Raw genomic sequence first — 15,210 nt, forward strand, 5'->3', positions numbered from 1 at the left:
GCAGGCAAAACCGTACGGTTCGGTACGGACACACGCTGGATGTGGTGTTTGCTGATATTGGATCAGAGGATTGCTTTAAAGGCGGTGGCGGGTCGTCCCCCTCACCTTCAGCTCGAACCCCAGATCGATCGACTGTTTGGCGCTCTTCTCGCCATTGATCTGGCGGATCAGAAGATCGGCGGCGCGGTAGCCCATGTCGTATCGCGGGATGCGCACCGTCGTCAGTGGCGGTTCGGCAACGGCTGCGAAATTCACATCGTTATAGCCGCAGATGCCAAAATCCTCCGGCACGTTTATGCCGCGCCGCTTGCATTCGAAATATGCCCCGAGAGCAAGGTCATCGTTGAGGCAGAAGACGGCATCGACATCCGGATGGCGCTCGATCATCTCACCCAGCATGCGACATCCTAACGGGACCGATGTCGATTCCGGCAACATCATCACCAGGTTTTGGTCGAAGAGACCTTCCGCCTCCAGCATGACGCGATAACCTTCCAGCCGTCGTTGCACACGCAGATCAACGCCTGCGCCAAGAATGGCGATGCGGCGATAACCGCAATCGAGCAGGTGGCGCACGGCAACCTTGGCGGCTGTGCAGTGATCGGATCCAACGACGGTGCCGAGTGCCGTCAGGTTGATGTCGATCATATGGACGACGGGACATTTGGCGCTCAGGATGAGATTGGCAATAACCTGCTGGTTCTGCCCGCCGGCAACCAGAATGCCCGCCGGATGCTGCGACATGAACATTTCCAGCTGGCGTTTTTCCTTTTCCGGATCCCGCCAGGCATTGGCATATTGTATTCGCAGGTCGGTATCCTGCAGCCGCGCCTCGATGCCATGGATTATGTTCATCACCGCAAGACTACTGACTTCCGGGATCAGCGCGCAGACGATGCCGTTGTGGCGGCTGGCCAATGCTCTTGCGGCAAAATCAGGTACATAGCCGGTTTCTGCGACGACCCGGAAAATCCGCTCGCGCAATTCTTCCGAAACCCGATCCGGCTCGCGCAGTGCCCGCGAAACGGTGATCGCGCTGACGCCAGCCTTGGTGGCGACATCAAGCAGCGTGGTGCGTTCGCCCCTTATACGCTTCTGGCGCATGCCTGCCCCCTATTCCTTCAAGCCTTGGGCATTCCTCACGGATTGCCCGCAACTCGATGCCGAAGATACCCTCAATCTTTCAGCAATCCGAGCTTACCTCACACTGGAGGCTGGCTTCGTTATTGGTCATGCAGGTGGCTTTATGCAGTTCGATAGGATGGAGTGTAATCCATGATCGGAACAAGTGACAGATTTTTTGTCATTTGACGCATTTCGATCACAATGGACCCGCAGGATGCAGCTGGCGTCCAGCCGTGTTTTAACCAAAAAAGAGGTGGGCCATGGCAATCATCAGCATTCAATCCAAGCTGATTGAAGCGATCGATTACGACGAGGACGAAAAAAACCTCACGGTTTTTCTCTATAATGGCGAACGCAGGGCCTATTCCGGGGTCTCGAAGGGCCAGGTGGTCGGCCTCACGGTCGCGGCCTCACCCGGCAATTATTACATGACCGAGATCCGCGGAAAATATCCGTCTCTGTAGTCATCAGGTCAGAAGCGTATATCCGCCGACGATGATCACCGCCCACATGTAAAGGGAGATCTGTAGCGACAGAAGATAGCCCGACACGTGTCCTTGCATGGTGAATTCCTCCCTATTGTCTCCAACCGGCTCCCGACCGGCCTATTTCCTTAACGAATTCATAGCCTGAAAGTTGCCCTTCAAACGCCGCAAATGCGATTCCTCCTGAAAAATGCCTCGTTTCGAGACACATTCACCCGCACTGCAAACACATACTTAACATAATTTAAGACCTGCGGTTGGCGTTTTCCGACCTGATCGTTCAAAATTGTTTCATTGGCATGCGGCGGTGCAGCAACCGGAGAATTTTCAAAAGCGCCGGCAAAAATCCATTTTCCGCAGCAATGACGTTGCGGGCATTGCAACATTTTTCGCGGATGCGAACATGCTTTGGCCGGATTTACGTTTATTAGAGATCTCTGACCTAAAATGAACACCGGGCATCAATGATGTCAAAGTTCAAGGCGTGTATCGATCCCGGACATTTTTAAAGGGTGAGTGAGATGGCTTCATCAGGGGGTCGGCGTACGCGCGTGGCATCCGCGCTGACGGAAACCCGCAAGGCCTTTTACGGCATTGCCGCACTGAGTGCGGTGACCAATATCCTGATGCTGACCGGTCCGCTGTTCATGATGCAGGTCTATGACCGGGTTCTGACCAGCCGCAGCGTGCCGACACTCGTCGCACTGACCCTGCTTGCGCTCGGCATCTATGCCTTTCTCGGCGTTCTGGAAATGATGCGCTCGAAAATCCTTTTGCAGATCGGCCGGCGTATCGACGAACAGCTGAGCGATCCCACTTTCAACACGGTGCTGTCGCTGCCGCTCAACATGGCGCGAGGCGATGCGGTTTCGCAGCCGCTGCGTGATCTCGACCAGATCCGCGGCTTCATGAGCGGTTCCGGCCCGATCGCCATCTGCGACCTGCCGTGGATGCCGCTCTACATCATCATCCTCTATATCTTCCATCCCTATTTCGGTTATGCGGCGCTGGCCGGCGCCGCCTTCCTGATGGCGCTGACATTCTCCAGCGAATTCCTGTTGCGCGACCCGACGCGAAAACTGTCGCAGCTGGTTTCGGCCCGCTGGGAACTGGTTGAGGCGGGGAAACGCAATGCCGAACCGCTGCATGCGATGGGCATGCGCAGCGCCTATGCCGCCCGCTTCGACGAGGTGAACCGCCGCTACGTCGAGGGCCAGACGGCAACCAGCGACCTGACCGCCAGCTTTTCGGCCGTCTCGAAGATCTTTCGCATGGCGCTGCAATCGGCCATTCTGGCGCTCGGCGCCTGGCTGGTGATCCAGCAACTGGCCTCCCCCGGCGCCATCATCGCCTCGTCCATCCTGACCTCGAAGGCGCTGTCGCCGATCGAGATGGTGATCGGCCAGTGGCGCAGTTTCATCAATGCTCGCCAGTCGCGCCGCCGGCTGGAGGAAACGCTGGAGCGTTATGGCAATGACCGCAGCCCGATGCCGCTGCCGGCGCCAAAACGCTCGCTGTCGGTTGCCGGCCTCGCCATCATTCCGCCCGGCAGCGCCAAGCCGATCATCCATGATGTTTCGCTGAGCCTGTTTGCCGGCCAGGGACTGGGCATCATCGGTCCCAGCGGATCGGGAAAATCGACGCTTTCGCGTGCGCTGGTCGGCATCTGGCCGGCAGCGCGCGGCAGCATCCGCCTCGATGGCGCAGCACTGAACCAATGGGACCCGGAAGCACTTGGCCCCTCGATCGGCTATCTGCCGCAGGGCGTCGACCTGTTCGACGGCACGATTGCCGAAAACATCAGCCGCTTTTCGCCCGAAGCCAGCCCGGAGCTGATCATCGAGGCGGCAAAGCTTGCCGGCGTGCATGATCTGGTGCTCTCCATGGCAGACGGTTACGACACCGCCATCGGCAATCACGGTGCCATTCTCTCCAGCGGCCAGCGCCAGCGCATCGGCCTTGCCCGCGCGCTTTACGGCAAACCTTTCCTGATCGTGCTGGACGAACCGAATGCCAATCTGGATTCCGAAGGCGAAGTGGCGCTGACCCGCGCGATAACCGCCGTGCGTGCGGCCGGCTCGATCATCATCGTGGTTGCCCACCGGCCCAACGCGCTTCAGGCGCTGGACCATGTGCTGGTGATGAATGGCGGCGCGATGGTGGCGTTTGGTCCGCGCGATGAAGTGTTGCGCAAGACGACGCGACAGGCGGAAGAAGGCCAGCGACCGAAACCGGCCACGGGCTTGGCCGAGAACGAGACGACCGAGGCACCGGACGCCAGCAAGCCCGGCAAGAGGATCGCCATATGATATTCGACCTGAAATCTCTTTGGCCCGGATTTCGCCAGCGGCTGCAGTTTCTCGAGCGGTTCAAGCTGGAGGAAGGTCCCAAAACGCCGGCATCACAAGCCATTCGCCGTTATCTTCTGGCCTCGGCGGTCACTGTCGGTGCCCTCGTGGTCGGTGCCGGCGGTTGGGCCGCGACGGCCAACCTTTCAAGCGCGGTCATCGGCACCGGCACGATCGTGGTGGAAGGATCGGCCAAACGTATCCAGCACCGCGAAGGCGGCATCATCGGCCAGATCCGCGTGACAGACGGCAGCCGCGTGAAAGCCGGTGAATTGCTGATCCGGCTGGACGACACCATTACCCGCGCCAACCTTTCGGTCGTCACCAAGCAGATCGACCAGCTGGGCGCGCGGCGCATGCGCCTGATTGCCGAGCGTGACGAGCAGAAGGATTTGAAGGTGCCCGACGATCTGGCCGGACGCCTGTCGGAGCCTGCCGTTTCCGAATACATCTCCGCCGAGACGGCGCTGTTCAGGGCGCGGCGCGAGACGATGGAGGGCCAGAAGGGACGGCTTCGCCAGCAGATCGGCCAGATCGAGCAGGAGCGCACCGGGCTGGAAGTGCGGCGTGACGCCAAGAACGAGGAACTCTCCTGGGTGGTCGAGGAGTTGCGACGCATTTCCAACCTCAGCGAACAAGGGCTGGTGCAGTTTACCCGGCTTTCCGAACTGCAACGCACCAAGGCGCAGCTGGATGGCGAACGCGGCCAGCTGATTGCCGAGATTGCCCGCGCAGCCACCCGCATTTCCGAAACCGAACTGCAGATCCTGCAACTGGATCAGGACCGCCTTGCCGAAGTGCTGACCGAGATGCGCGACATCGACAACAAGCTGGCGGAACTGGCTGAACAGCGCATTGCCGCCGAAGACCAGCTGAAGCGCATCGACATCATCGCGCCACAGGCCGGCATCGTGCATGAACTGGCTGTGCACACGATCGGCGGGGTGATTTCACCCGGCGAAACGGTGATGCAGATCGTGCCGACCGACGACAAGCTGGTGATCGACACAAAGATCCGGCCGGCCGATATCGATCAGGTCCGCGCCGGCCAGAAAGCGGGCCTGCGGTTTTCCGCCTTCAGCCAGCGCACCACGCCGGAGATCGACGGCATTGTCGAAACGGTGTCGGCCGACCTCAACCACAACCAGCAGACCGGTGAAAGCTGGTATTCGGCGCGCATCACCATTCCTCAGGATGAGCGCAACAAGCTGGGCGACCTGACGCTGGTGGCCGGCATGCCGGTGGAAACCTTTGTGCAATCGGGCGAACGATCGGCGCTTTCCTATCTGGTCAAACCGCTGACCGACCAGGTGGCACGGGCCATGCGCGAGAACTGAGGCGTTTGCCGCAGCAAAAGCGTGACATAAAAGTGCGATTGCTAAAGTTTTTTCGCAGATGCGGGAAAGCCTCTCGCGAAACATGACGGAAATCTGCTAGGCCGCTTGCGAAATATTGCATTTCCAGGGTGGCGGGACGGCTGCCCGGTTTTTCAACAAGGGCCACCAGAACCATGAACACCCGTCTTGCCGCGCTGGCTGTCGTCGCAGTCGCGCTTTCCGCATGCACCACCGCTTCTCCCCTGAAGTCGGACCCGATTTCGGCACGCTGGGTCGGCCAGTCGGCCGGCAAATTTTTTGCCGCCTATGGCCCGCAATACAGCGACGTCGCAAGCGGTTCCTCCACCGTCTACAACTGGCGTGGCGGCTACAAGCGCATCAAGATGGAAAATGGCAAGAGCGCCAGCGTCAGCTGCGCGGCGACGCTGACGGTTTCTTCGGATTACAACATCCGAGACATCCGTATCGTTGCCGATCGCCCCGGCTCCAAGGGTTCCAGCTATTGCGAAGAACTGCTGGTTCCGGCCGCCGGCTGATCCGGTTTCGGCTCGAGATTTTGGACAGGCGGCTTCGGCCGCCTGTTTGCGTTTTGGGGGTTGGATGTCTCGGGGACGAGAGAAGACGCGAGAATGCCAGGGCTGCGGTCGCCCCATTGCGGTCATCACGCATGCTCACCTGCGCCCGTCGGAATTGCGCCGATAGTCAGCCATCTATATTTGGTTGCCGCGGCCCAAGCCTGCGCCTGCGAGAATCCTCTGTTGATGCCGAATGCAATCATTTGGCCCGCACCTACAACTGCAGCAGAGACTTAACGATATAAAGATATCGTTATATGATGTTGACCGGCGACTTAACTTGCAATATGGTCACCATGCCTAAGGTTCCCCGGTCGTTGCCTGCAACGTGCCTGGGCTAAGAGGGAAGTCGGTGCTCCGTGTCATGCGGAAAAGCCGACGCTGCCCCCGCAACTGTAAGCGGCGAGCTGAAGTCCAATATGTCACTGGTTTACCCCGGGAAGACGGACGGAAGTGATGAACCGTGAGCCAGGAGACCTGCCTTTGGCGAAATAACGTCCACGGGCGGGGTGTCCCAGTGTGCCGTAGCAAAGGCTGCATCGTCGCGGCCGATCTTGCTATGCGTCCGCAGACCCATGCCCCCAACTTTATAGGGGCACAACATGTCTCAGACCTGCAGTTTCACGATCACAAGCCTACCCTTCGACGAGGATTATCGTCCTTCGGCACATACGCGCATCACCACCAATTTTGCCAATCTGGCCAGAGGCGAAAAGCGGCAGGAAAACCTGCGCAATGTCTTGGCGATGATCGATAGCCGCTTCAATGCCCTCGCACACTGGGATAATCCCAAATCTGACCGTTATTCGGTCGAGTTGGAGATCATTTCGGTCGAAATGAACCTGGATGTTGATGGCGAGAAATTTCCTCTCATCGAGATACTGAAGACGACGATCGTAGATCACAAAACCGGGGAACGTATCGAAGGCATTGTGGGGAATAACTTCTCCTCCTACGTGCGCGACTACGACTTCAGCGTGGTGCTGCCGGAGTATAACAGGAGCCTGCCTGCCTTCAGTATTCCGGCCGACTTCGGCGACCTGCATGGGAAGCTGTTCAAGTCCTTTCTGCAGTCAGATGCCTACCGGTCGCAGTTTCGCAAGCCGCCGGTCATTTGCATCAGCGCCTCGACCAGCAAGACCTATCACCGGACCGAAAATCATCACCCCGTCATGGGCGTCGAGTACCGGCAGCATGAATTCTCGTCCACCGACCAGTATTTCGGGAAAATGGGATTGCAGGTTCGCCACTTCATGCCTGCGGGCAGCGTCGCGCCGCTGGCTTTCTATTTTGTTGGCGACTTGCTGGGCGATTATTCCAATATCGAACTGATCGGCATCATCAGCACGATGGAAACGTTTCAGAGGATTTATCGCCCTGAAATCTACAATGCGAATGCAGCGGCCGGGACATTTTACCAGCCCAATCTGAAACACCAGGACTATTCGCTGACCCGGATCGCCTACGACCGCGACGAACGAAGTCGCTTGGCGGTGGATCAGGCCAAGTTCACCGAAGAACACTTCATCAAGCCATACCGCGCTGCCCTTGAGCAACTGTTTGCTCACTGCGCCGCCTGATCAACACTTAGAAGAGGTCCCCATTGTGAAGAAACTTCTCCCCACATCGACCGCCGGCAGCCTGCCGAAACCCTCTTGGCTTGCGCAGCCCGAAAAACTGTGGTCGCCCTGGAAACTGGCGGATGAGGAATTGCTGGAGGGCAAAAGAGACGCCTTGCGCCTTTCGCTGGACGATCAGCAACAGGCCGGCATCGACATCGTCAGTGATGGCGAGCAAACACGCCAACATTTCGTCACGACGTTCATCGAGCACCTCGAAGGGGTCGATTTTGCAAAACGCGAAACCGTCAGAATTCGCGATCGCTACGATGCGAGTGTCCCGACAGTTGTCGGCACTGTCTCTCGCCAGAAGCCGGTTTTCGTCGAAGACGCCAGGTTTTTGCGTCAGCAGACCAAACAGCCGATCAAGTGGGCTTTGCCGGGTCCGATGACGATGATCGATACACTCTTTGACGGGCACTATAAGAGCCGAGAAAAGCTCGCTTGGGAATTTGCCGGGATACTCAACGAGGAAGCAAGGGAACTGGAGGCGGCCGGCGTCGATATCATCCAGTTCGACGAACCTGCTTTCAACGTTTTCTTTGACGAGGTGAATGACTGGGGTGTCGCCACTCTGGAAAGGGCAATCGAAGGGCTGAAGTGCGAGACCGCCGTCCATATCTGCTACGGTTACGGCATTAAGGCCAATACGGATTGGAAAAAGACGCTTGGGTCAGAATGGCGGCAGTATGAGGAAACTCTCCCCAAACTGCAGAAATCCAGCATCGGCATGATCTCCCTCGAATGCCACAATTCTCATGTTCCGATGGATCTTCTGGAGCTTGTACGAGGGAAAAAAGTGATGGTCGGAGCCATCGATGTGGCAAGCGATACCATCGAAACCCCGGAGGAGGTCGCTGCAACGCTGCGCAAGGCGCTCAAGTTTGTCGACGCAGAAAACCTTTGCCCCTGCACCAATTGCGGCATGGCCCCTCTGTCCCGTCGTGTGGCAAGAGGCAAGCTGAATGCCTTGAGTGCAGGAGCTGAGATCGTCCGGAGAGAGCTCGCTGGCTAGTTTTCCGATTGTCTGAACCAGCGGATGGCGGCTGCCCGTCGCCACCGCACCCACCGTGATACACGCTGGATGACCTAAGAATGACTCTGCGGTCATAGCGCGGATCATCCTGAAGACTTCGAAGGATGTCCGCCTTTGCCGCATTCCTGCCAATGATGTGCTGCCCAGAGACTGTAGCCTGCTCGAGCAGTGATCAATCCATGCACATCGTGGGTTTTCCGAGCCACGTTTCAATCACACCATGCCCGGTGCTCGCACGGCGTCATTGCCCTTTAAGAACCCACCTTTTCGAAGCCCTTCATAACCCCATGCCGACCGCGCGGGTGCGATGCACACCCTTCGGCGTGAAGGCAAATTTTTCTTCCACCCCCAGAAGATCGGCCGCCAGATGCAGGGTCGACAGCCACATTTCCGTGCCCTGAAGGCCGGGGTTCTGGCGGTCTGCAAACGCAAAGCCCCTGCCCGTCTGCCATCTCTCGGCGCCACGCAGAATGACGTTTTCGGCAATCGTTTCCGCCTGCGCGCGCGAAAAATCCGTCTGTTTCAGGCACAGCCACAAGGGATGGATGGTGTCGAGCAGATTGCAGGCATTGTAGCTCTCGCCGGAAAAACCGTCGTGATTGCGGTAGTTGGTAATGACCGAATTGATGGCCGCTTCCGGCAGCGGCACCGGCACGCCGAACTGCGCATAAGCGCCACGGGTGAGGCGATAAAAGCCGTTGACCGGTTGCAGCAGGCCCTGCGCCTCTGTTGGTTTTCCCCAGAGGCCGGTGGCACGATCGACATGCGTTGCCAGCCAGCCGAACAGCACTTCCTTGCCCCTGCCGGTCTTAAAATACCGCGCATTGAAATAGAGCGCCGTTGCGATGGAATCGACACGATCACCACTCCACCAGGCACGCGTCGACCACGGCAGGGCTTCCAGCCAGTCGCAGAGCGCGGCCGGTTCCAGCTCGACATCCGAAATTGGCAGACGCGGGCGGGAACCCAGAATTTCCAGCGCATAACCGACCGAAAGCACATGGTAGAGCGAGGCGGAATCCTCGCGGATATTTTTCGTGCGGTCGGGCGGATTATAGGGATCGGGAATGAAACCGGTTTCGGGATCCTGCAGGGCCTGCAGCCTTGCCACCAGATCCTGCGCCTCTTCGCCCTGCGGCGCGTGGCCGAAACCGGCGGCGATTTCGATTGCGTCGCATTCGTGCCGGAGGGCGGCGTGCACCACGCCATCGGCACCGGCCGACATGTACCCCGCTGGTGTGCAGTAGTGGGCAAGCACGTCGCGCCATTCGCTGCCGGCAATGTCGCCGATCCGTTTCAACGCCGCCTCGACTTCCGAGCGCCGGGATTTGGTGGATAAAGCGCTTTCACCGCGGCGGCGCACCACCTTGGCCGGCACACCGGCGGCGATGCCGAGTTCGGGGATATCTTTTGTCACGACGGCACCGGCGGCGATGACCGCCCCTCGCCCGATCGTCACGCCATCGAGAATGACGGCATTGGCACCGATCCAGACATCATCGCCAATGGTGATGCCGAGTGTGACATGCGGCTGGTCGTTGATCGGCGTATCGGGATCATCAAAACCATGGTTGAAGCCGACGATGGAGACCAGCGAGGCAATGCGCACGCCATCACCGCAGCGGATTTTTCCCGACAGGCAGGCATAGGCGTTGACCGAGCAGTTCTTGCCAAACTCGACATCGCCCCGCACCAGAGCATGGCCTGCGATCCATGAGTGTTCCCCGACCACCAGCCGGGAGGTGAATATGCGTGCATCACCGGCGATATAGGCCGTGTCCGCGATCCGCGCACCGGCACTTTTCGCCAAATCGGCTCTTCGTTTTTTCTGGCCGTCGCTGTCCATATCACCGGGCTGCCGCTCCCAGGTCATGAATTGCAGCCGGTCTTCTCTCGCCGTGTCGATATCGCGTTTGACGTCGCAATCCATCATTCTTGTTCTCCTCCCGCCGCTTATTGTCATCATACGAATTGACATTTTTGCGGCCATTCCTGTCCGGACAACCGGCTTCTCCACCATATTTCCGATGCTTAACCGGTGAACATGGCAAACATCAATCCGTGCGAAGATTGATGTTTGCATTAACTTATCATACAAGTATCGCGATGAAACGGATCGGGCGAGCAAAAACATCGCCGCAAGTCTTTGACAAGGAATTGGGCGTGGTGGTGCAAACCAAGGATCGAAGCAAGACAGCCGGGTCTCTGGTGTTTCAGGTGGGCGAGAGCCTCCGGTTGGCGATTTCCAGCGGCCAGTATGCCCCCGGAGACAAGCTGCCAAGCGAAGCGGAGCTGACCGAAGCCCACAAGGTGAGCCGCACGGTGATCCGCGAGGCGGTGGCGGCGATGAAATCCGACGGGCTGGTGGAAGTGCGCCAGGGTGCGGGCATTTTTGTGCTGGAACCGGCGTCCGCTCTGGCAAATAACCGAAGGATCGACAAGGCGCGGGTTTCCTCCGATCTGGAAGTGCTGGAAGTGCGCGCTCCGCTGGAAATCGAGGCGGCAGCCCTTGCCGCCGCGCGCCGTTCTCCGGCTCAGGAAGAGGCGATTTTCGAATGTCACCGGCAGGTGCTGCGCTGTATCGAGCGCAATGAATCGATCCGCGAGGCCGATCTGGCCCTGCATTTCGCGATCGCCGACGCCACCAACAATCCACTGTTCCGCCAGCATCTGGAGTTTCACGGCGGCGCCGTCATTCCGCAATCGCGCCCGGTGCCGGACCCAGAACCCGCCGAACAGACTGCCTATCGCCGCCTGATCCATCAGGAGCATGAGGCGATCGTCATGGCGATTTCAGATCGCGACGAGGAAGCCGCCCGCAACGCCATGCGCGACCATCTGCGCGGCAGCCAGATCCGGTATCGCGATCTGCTACGGAATTCGCGGGCAGGTTCGAACTGATTTCGGCAGCGAGCATTGCCGCTGCCGTCAGCTCGATCAATCCCGACCCCAGACCTCGATCTGCGTCAATGCCGGATAGGGCGAGGGATCATCCGCCTTGATGAGACTGTGCAGCCGCACCCATTCCACCGTCTGCTCCTTGATCGGAAAGGCTTGCGCCGCGCCGGTCTTGATCAGCGAAAATGTATGGGTCTCGCCAGTGGAGAGCGTAACGCTCGCCTTTTCCCACCAGGCGTCGTGCGGGAAATCGGCGCGCAGATAAAGCACGATTTCATCGATCCTGACCGGGCGGCCGAACTCGATCGTCAGCGCTGCTTCCCGGTCCTTGTTGATGCCCCAGCTCGTATAGGGCCAGTGGCCATGATCGTCATTGGCCTTTTCGCCATCAATCGCGTTGCGGGCAAAGAACTGCGATTCACCGCGGGTTTCGACATTGGCATGCGCGTGCGGAAACAGTGTCGTGTTGGCGTGGTCATCCCATGGATTGAGCGCCAGATTGCGGCGTTGAGCGCTCTCTTCCGGGCGAGCTTTTCGCACATGCAGGCGATGACGCTCGCCGGTGAAGGACCGAGGCGAGTAGGGCGCGCGCTTGATCTCGAAGGGAACGGCCAGCGCATAGTTTTCAGCCGCCAGATAAACGAGCGTCGGAGGCATCGCATCATCCAGCGACAGCACGATATGGCCGGGTTCGGAGGCTTCGACCACGACCTGATCGCCCGCCTGATATTCATCCATGAAAACCAGAAAAACTTCATCGCCATTCGACGCTTGCGCCTTCACGGCACCGGCGCCATCGATCACTTTCAGTGTCAGTTCCATCCCGTCCTCCTCAGACGATCCGCAATGTCAGGCGCGTGTCCGCGAACGGGACGCGCAGCCGGTAAAGTTTTGCAGGCCATGAGATTTTCAGCCTTGCGTCATTGATCTCGATCGTTTCGACCTGAATGTCGCGGCCACCTTCGACCTCGATGAGACCAAGGTCGCCGACATGGATGATGCCGCCTTCAACCACCGGCTTTTCCCGCAGCATCAGCGACAGGGTGGCCGGCAGGTCGCCCTCGTGGATATCGGTGGTCTCGACGCCATGGCCGCGGTTGAGCGTGACCGTTCGGCGATAGCTGCGCAGCTTGGCCTCGGGCGGATAGGCCGGCGCGATATCGAGCGATATCTCGGCCTTCTCCGGCGAAAATTTTGCCTGCATGTCGCGCGCGGCAAAGGCGGCGCCATCGGACTGCATCACCTCGCCAAATGTCGGCAGGTTGTGAAAAGCCGATTGCATGGTCCAGATCTGGTAACGATCCGCGGAAAAGGTCTTCGCCGTATAGGTCTCGACGCCGACATCGATCAGGAAAGGCTGGCCGTTTTTGTAGAGCGTGACGCTGCCGACATCGTTGTGATTGTGGCTTTCGCCATTATTGCCACCCTTCACCGCCAGCGCGAAATTTTCGTCGCGGGCGATGTGAAGGCCGATGCCGGGATAGGAGGCATCTGTCGGCAGGAAAGCGCCTTCCGGTTGGGCGACAGGCGTCAACAGTTCCTGCACGCGGTACCAGAGGTTCCATTCCTCCGGCAGATGCGGCCTCTCGCTTGTGGCGCGATCGCGGGCGGCAAAATCGCTGAGTTTTTGCGAGCCGACCGCCTTGCCGAACAGATATTCACGGGCTGTGCAAGGATCGATGACGGCCGCGGAATCGGCGAAATTGAAATAGAAATGCCCGGCCACATGCATGTTGACGATGTATTCCGCCATGTTGCGGATTTTTGAGGCGGACCAGAGCGGCCCCATGACGCCGGGGGCAACGGTATCGAGAATGGACATGGCGCCGAACATGCAGAGCGCCGCATGCCGGTAATACACGACACCCTCCTCGCAGGCACCGTCATCCGCATAATCCTTGATGAAGGCATCGAGGCTGCCGAGCGCCTTTTCCGCCACATGGGCGCGTAAGCCCTGATCGGTCCTGAGGCTGAAGGTGGAGAGGAGGACATTCTGGGTGATCCAGGCCGTCCAGTTGTTCATGCGTTCATCGCCATTACCCATCCACCAGAAATGGGTGGTGAGATAGGGTTCGAGAATGCGCTTGCGCACCTCGCGCTCGATGCGGCTGACGATCACCGCGTCAAGGCGGCTGCCCATCATCGCGACAATGGTGGAGAGAAGTGCTGCGGTTTCGGCGGCGAACAGGTCGATGACCGGGCGGTCCACATCCGGCAGCGGATAACGGATGCCGCCGCGCTGGTAGGCATTATGGGCGGGAAGCTGCCAGCCGCTTTCCTCGCAGATCAGCCAGATGCCATCGATGATCGCGGATAAAAACCGGCCCTCGTTCTGCAGCAGTTCGCCGAGAACCAGATCGTTCAACATACGGCGGCGGGAAAAATACAGCGCTTCGAAATCGGCGCGATTGCCGTCTTGCGAAAACTGGCGGTAATCGCCGGCCGTGATCACCGGCCAGTTGCGACCAAGCGCCGCCTCGGCATCGGCCAGAACCAGCGCCCTGAGGTTTTCAGGGAAGCTGTTCCAGGTTTCACGGTCATCGATGGGGCGACCGGGAAGAAAGTCCGCCAAAACCGCCGGCAGCCGCGCTGCGACCTCGCCAAACATGTTTTCCTCCCTGTCGACATGAGCCACGATCACCGTGATTTGATCCGCCCTATCATATGTATTTTTGCAGTTCCAGCTAATTCATATGATGGGTTGATAAGTTGTTTGACCAATGTCGTGGATATGCTATGTCGAATGTGGGAGGAGGTACGGACAACAGAGCAATCTGGCTGACGTGCATCCGCGGATAAGCGCTTTGAAACGCATGTCTGTGGCGAATTCTTCGGAGGAGTTTCATGGCCCATTCTACCATTGCCGCCGGCGACACACCGGTTCCGGCGAGACGACGGAAAACCGTGTCCAAACGTCGCCGCAGGGTGCAGGACGCGCTGGTGGCCTATTCCTTCATTGCTCCCAATTTTCTGGGCTTTGCCGTTTTCACGCTCGGCCCGATCCTGTTCGCCTTCGTTTTGGCCTTCATGCACTGGGATGGCAGCAATGCCATGTCTTTCGCCGGGCTCGACAATTTCTGGCGGCTGTTCGAGGACAAGGCGTTCAAGGACGCCTTCTGGAACACGATCATCTATACGGTCGTCTCGGTGCCGGTGACGCTTGCCTGCGCGCTCGGCCTTGCCATTCTGCTCAACCACAAAATCCTAGGCCGCGACTTTTTCCGTACCGCGATGTTCTTTCCCTATGTCGCCTCGCTGGTGGCCGTAGCCGTTGTCTGGAACATGATCTTCAACCCCGAAATGGGGCCGGTGAACATGATCCTCTACACTCTTGGCCTCGACCCGAAAAACATGCCCGGCTGGGCCGCCGACCGCCATTGGGCGATGGTCACCGTCATCCTGTTCGGCGTGTGGAAAAGCATGGGTTATTTCATGGTCATCTACCTGGCCGGCCTGCAGGGCATCAATTCCGAGCTTTACGAGGCGGCCGATCTGGATGGCGCCAATGCCTGGCAGAAATTTCTGTACGTCACCGTGCCGCAGCTTGGGCCGACGACATTTTTCGTGACCGTGATGCTGACCATCCAGTCCTTCAAGGTGTTCGACCAGATCTACATGATCACCCAGGGCGGACCCGGCACCTCGACCCTCGTGCTCGTTTATCACATTTACAACGAGGCCTTCATTTCCTGGGATCTCGGTTATTCCAGCATGATCGCGCTCGTCCTGTTCTTCCTCGTGCTGGCCGTGACCGTCGTCCAGTTCCGCCGCCAGAAGGAGGACTGAG

At 58.8% G+C, this 15,210-nt stretch carries 12 protein-coding genes and 1 riboswitch; of the genes, 8 read left to right on the forward strand and 4 right to left on the reverse strand.

From position 1 onward, the window contains the following. Positions 1–75 precede the first annotated feature (75 nt). The gene (locus AAIH70_RS12885; protein ID WP_132275193.1) at positions 76–1,104 is read right to left on the reverse strand and encodes a LacI family DNA-binding transcriptional regulator; all 1,029 of its coding nucleotides are present in this window, start codon (positions 1,102–1,104) and stop codon (positions 76–78) included. A gap of 281 nt (positions 1,105–1,385) precedes the next feature. On the opposite strand from AAIH70_RS12885, the gene AAIH70_RS12890 reads away from it, so the two are divergent. From AAIH70_RS12890 to AAIH70_RS12915, 6 genes are all read left to right on the forward strand, one after another. Next, on the forward strand, positions 1,386–1,589 hold the full coding sequence (locus AAIH70_RS12890) for a KTSC domain-containing protein (protein WP_132275190.1): 204 nt from the start codon (positions 1,386–1,388) through the stop codon (positions 1,587–1,589). A gap of 542 nt (positions 1,590–2,131) precedes the next feature. Further along, positions 2,132–3,919 carry a type I secretion system permease/ATPase gene (locus AAIH70_RS12895; protein WP_207908262.1) on the forward strand — a complete coding sequence of 596 codons (1,788 nt, stop codon included), beginning with the start codon at positions 2,132–2,134 and terminating at the stop codon, positions 3,917–3,919. Beyond that, positions 3,916–5,295, forward strand: coding sequence for an HlyD family type I secretion periplasmic adaptor subunit (locus AAIH70_RS12900; protein WP_132275172.1), 1,380 nt, complete (start codon positions 3,916–3,918; stop codon positions 5,293–5,295). Before AAIH70_RS12895 ends, AAIH70_RS12900 begins: the two co-directional genes overlap by 4 nt. Positions 5,296–5,468: 173 nt before the next feature. Beyond that, positions 5,469–5,831, forward strand: coding sequence for a hypothetical protein (locus AAIH70_RS12905; RefSeq protein WP_132275169.1), 363 nt, complete (start codon positions 5,469–5,471; stop codon positions 5,829–5,831). Between the two features lie 325 nt (positions 5,832–6,156). After that, positions 6,157–6,369, forward strand: a riboswitch (cobalamin riboswitch). 103 nt (positions 6,370–6,472) lie between these two features. Next, entirely contained in the window at positions 6,473–7,450 is a 978-nt protein-coding gene (locus AAIH70_RS12910) for a DUF1852 domain-containing protein (RefSeq protein ID WP_132275166.1), read from the forward strand. Positions 7,451–7,475: 25 nt separating this feature from the next. Then, positions 7,476–8,504, forward strand: coding sequence for a methionine synthase (locus tag AAIH70_RS12915; RefSeq protein WP_132275893.1), 1,029 nt, complete (start codon positions 7,476–7,478; stop codon positions 8,502–8,504). 298 nt (positions 8,505–8,802) lie between these two features. Here the strand turns inward: AAIH70_RS12915 and AAIH70_RS12920 are convergent, their stop codons facing one another. Continuing rightward, positions 8,803–10,458: an acyltransferase gene (locus AAIH70_RS12920; RefSeq protein WP_430034316.1), complete on the reverse strand. Its 1,656-nt coding sequence runs from the start codon at positions 10,456–10,458 to the stop codon at positions 8,803–8,805. A gap of 236 nt (positions 10,459–10,694) precedes the next feature. Between AAIH70_RS12920 and AAIH70_RS12925 the strand changes: the two genes are divergently transcribed. Next, the gene (locus AAIH70_RS12925) at positions 10,695–11,426 is read left to right on the forward strand and encodes a FadR/GntR family transcriptional regulator (protein ID WP_430034454.1); all 732 of its coding nucleotides are present in this window, start codon (positions 10,695–10,697) and stop codon (positions 11,424–11,426) included. A gap of 36 nt (positions 11,427–11,462) precedes the next feature. On the opposite strand, the gene AAIH70_RS12930 is transcribed toward AAIH70_RS12925, so the two are convergent. Further along, positions 11,463–12,245 carry a carbohydrate-binding protein gene (locus AAIH70_RS12930; RefSeq protein ID WP_132275163.1) on the reverse strand — a complete coding sequence of 261 codons (783 nt, stop codon included), beginning with the start codon at positions 12,243–12,245 and terminating at the stop codon, positions 11,463–11,465. Positions 12,246–12,255: 10 nt separating this feature from the next. Next, positions 12,256–14,031 (reverse strand): heparinase II/III domain-containing protein, encoded by a 1,776-nt coding sequence (locus tag AAIH70_RS12935; RefSeq protein WP_132275161.1) that lies wholly within the window; start codon positions 14,029–14,031, stop codon positions 12,256–12,258. A gap of 236 nt (positions 14,032–14,267) precedes the next feature. On the opposite strand from AAIH70_RS12935, the gene AAIH70_RS12940 reads away from it, so the two are divergent. Continuing rightward, on the forward strand, positions 14,268–15,209 hold the full coding sequence (locus AAIH70_RS12940; protein ID WP_132275158.1) for a carbohydrate ABC transporter permease: 942 nt from the start codon (positions 14,268–14,270) through the stop codon (positions 15,207–15,209). The last annotated feature ends 1 nt before the right edge of the window (position 15,210 follow it).

The sequence above is a fragment of the Neorhizobium sp. BT27B genome, assembly GCF_050455485.1.
GTDB lineage: Bacteria > Pseudomonadota > Alphaproteobacteria > Rhizobiales > Rhizobiaceae > Neorhizobium.

Coding starts and splice junctions, on each gene's coding strand:
- AAIH70_RS12900 (WP_132275172.1), top strand. CDS start 3,916: ATGATATTCGACCTGAAATCTCTTTGGCCCGGATTTCGCCAGCGGCTG.
- AAIH70_RS12895 (WP_207908262.1), top strand. CDS start 2,132: ATGGCTTCATCAGGGGGTCGGCGTACGCGCGTGGCATCCGCGCTGACG.
- AAIH70_RS12910 (WP_132275166.1), top strand. CDS start 6,473: ATGTCTCAGACCTGCAGTTTCACGATCACAAGCCTACCCTTCGACGAG.
- AAIH70_RS12920 (WP_430034316.1), bottom strand. CDS start 10,458: ATGATGGATTGCGACGTCAAACGCGATATCGACACGGCGAGAGAAGAC.
- AAIH70_RS12935 (WP_132275161.1), bottom strand. CDS start 14,031: ATGTTTGGCGAGGTCGCAGCGCGGCTGCCGGCGGTTTTGGCGGACTTT.
- AAIH70_RS12905 (WP_132275169.1), top strand. CDS start 5,469: ATGAACACCCGTCTTGCCGCGCTGGCTGTCGTCGCAGTCGCGCTTTCC.
- AAIH70_RS12885 (WP_132275193.1), bottom strand. CDS start 1,104: ATGCGCCAGAAGCGTATAAGGGGCGAACGCACCACGCTGCTTGATGTC.
- AAIH70_RS12940 (WP_132275158.1), top strand. CDS start 14,268: ATGGCCCATTCTACCATTGCCGCCGGCGACACACCGGTTCCGGCGAGA.
- AAIH70_RS12890 (WP_132275190.1), top strand. CDS start 1,386: ATGGCAATCATCAGCATTCAATCCAAGCTGATTGAAGCGATCGATTAC.
- AAIH70_RS12930 (WP_132275163.1), bottom strand. CDS start 12,245: ATGGAACTGACACTGAAAGTGATCGATGGCGCCGGTGCCGTGAAGGCG.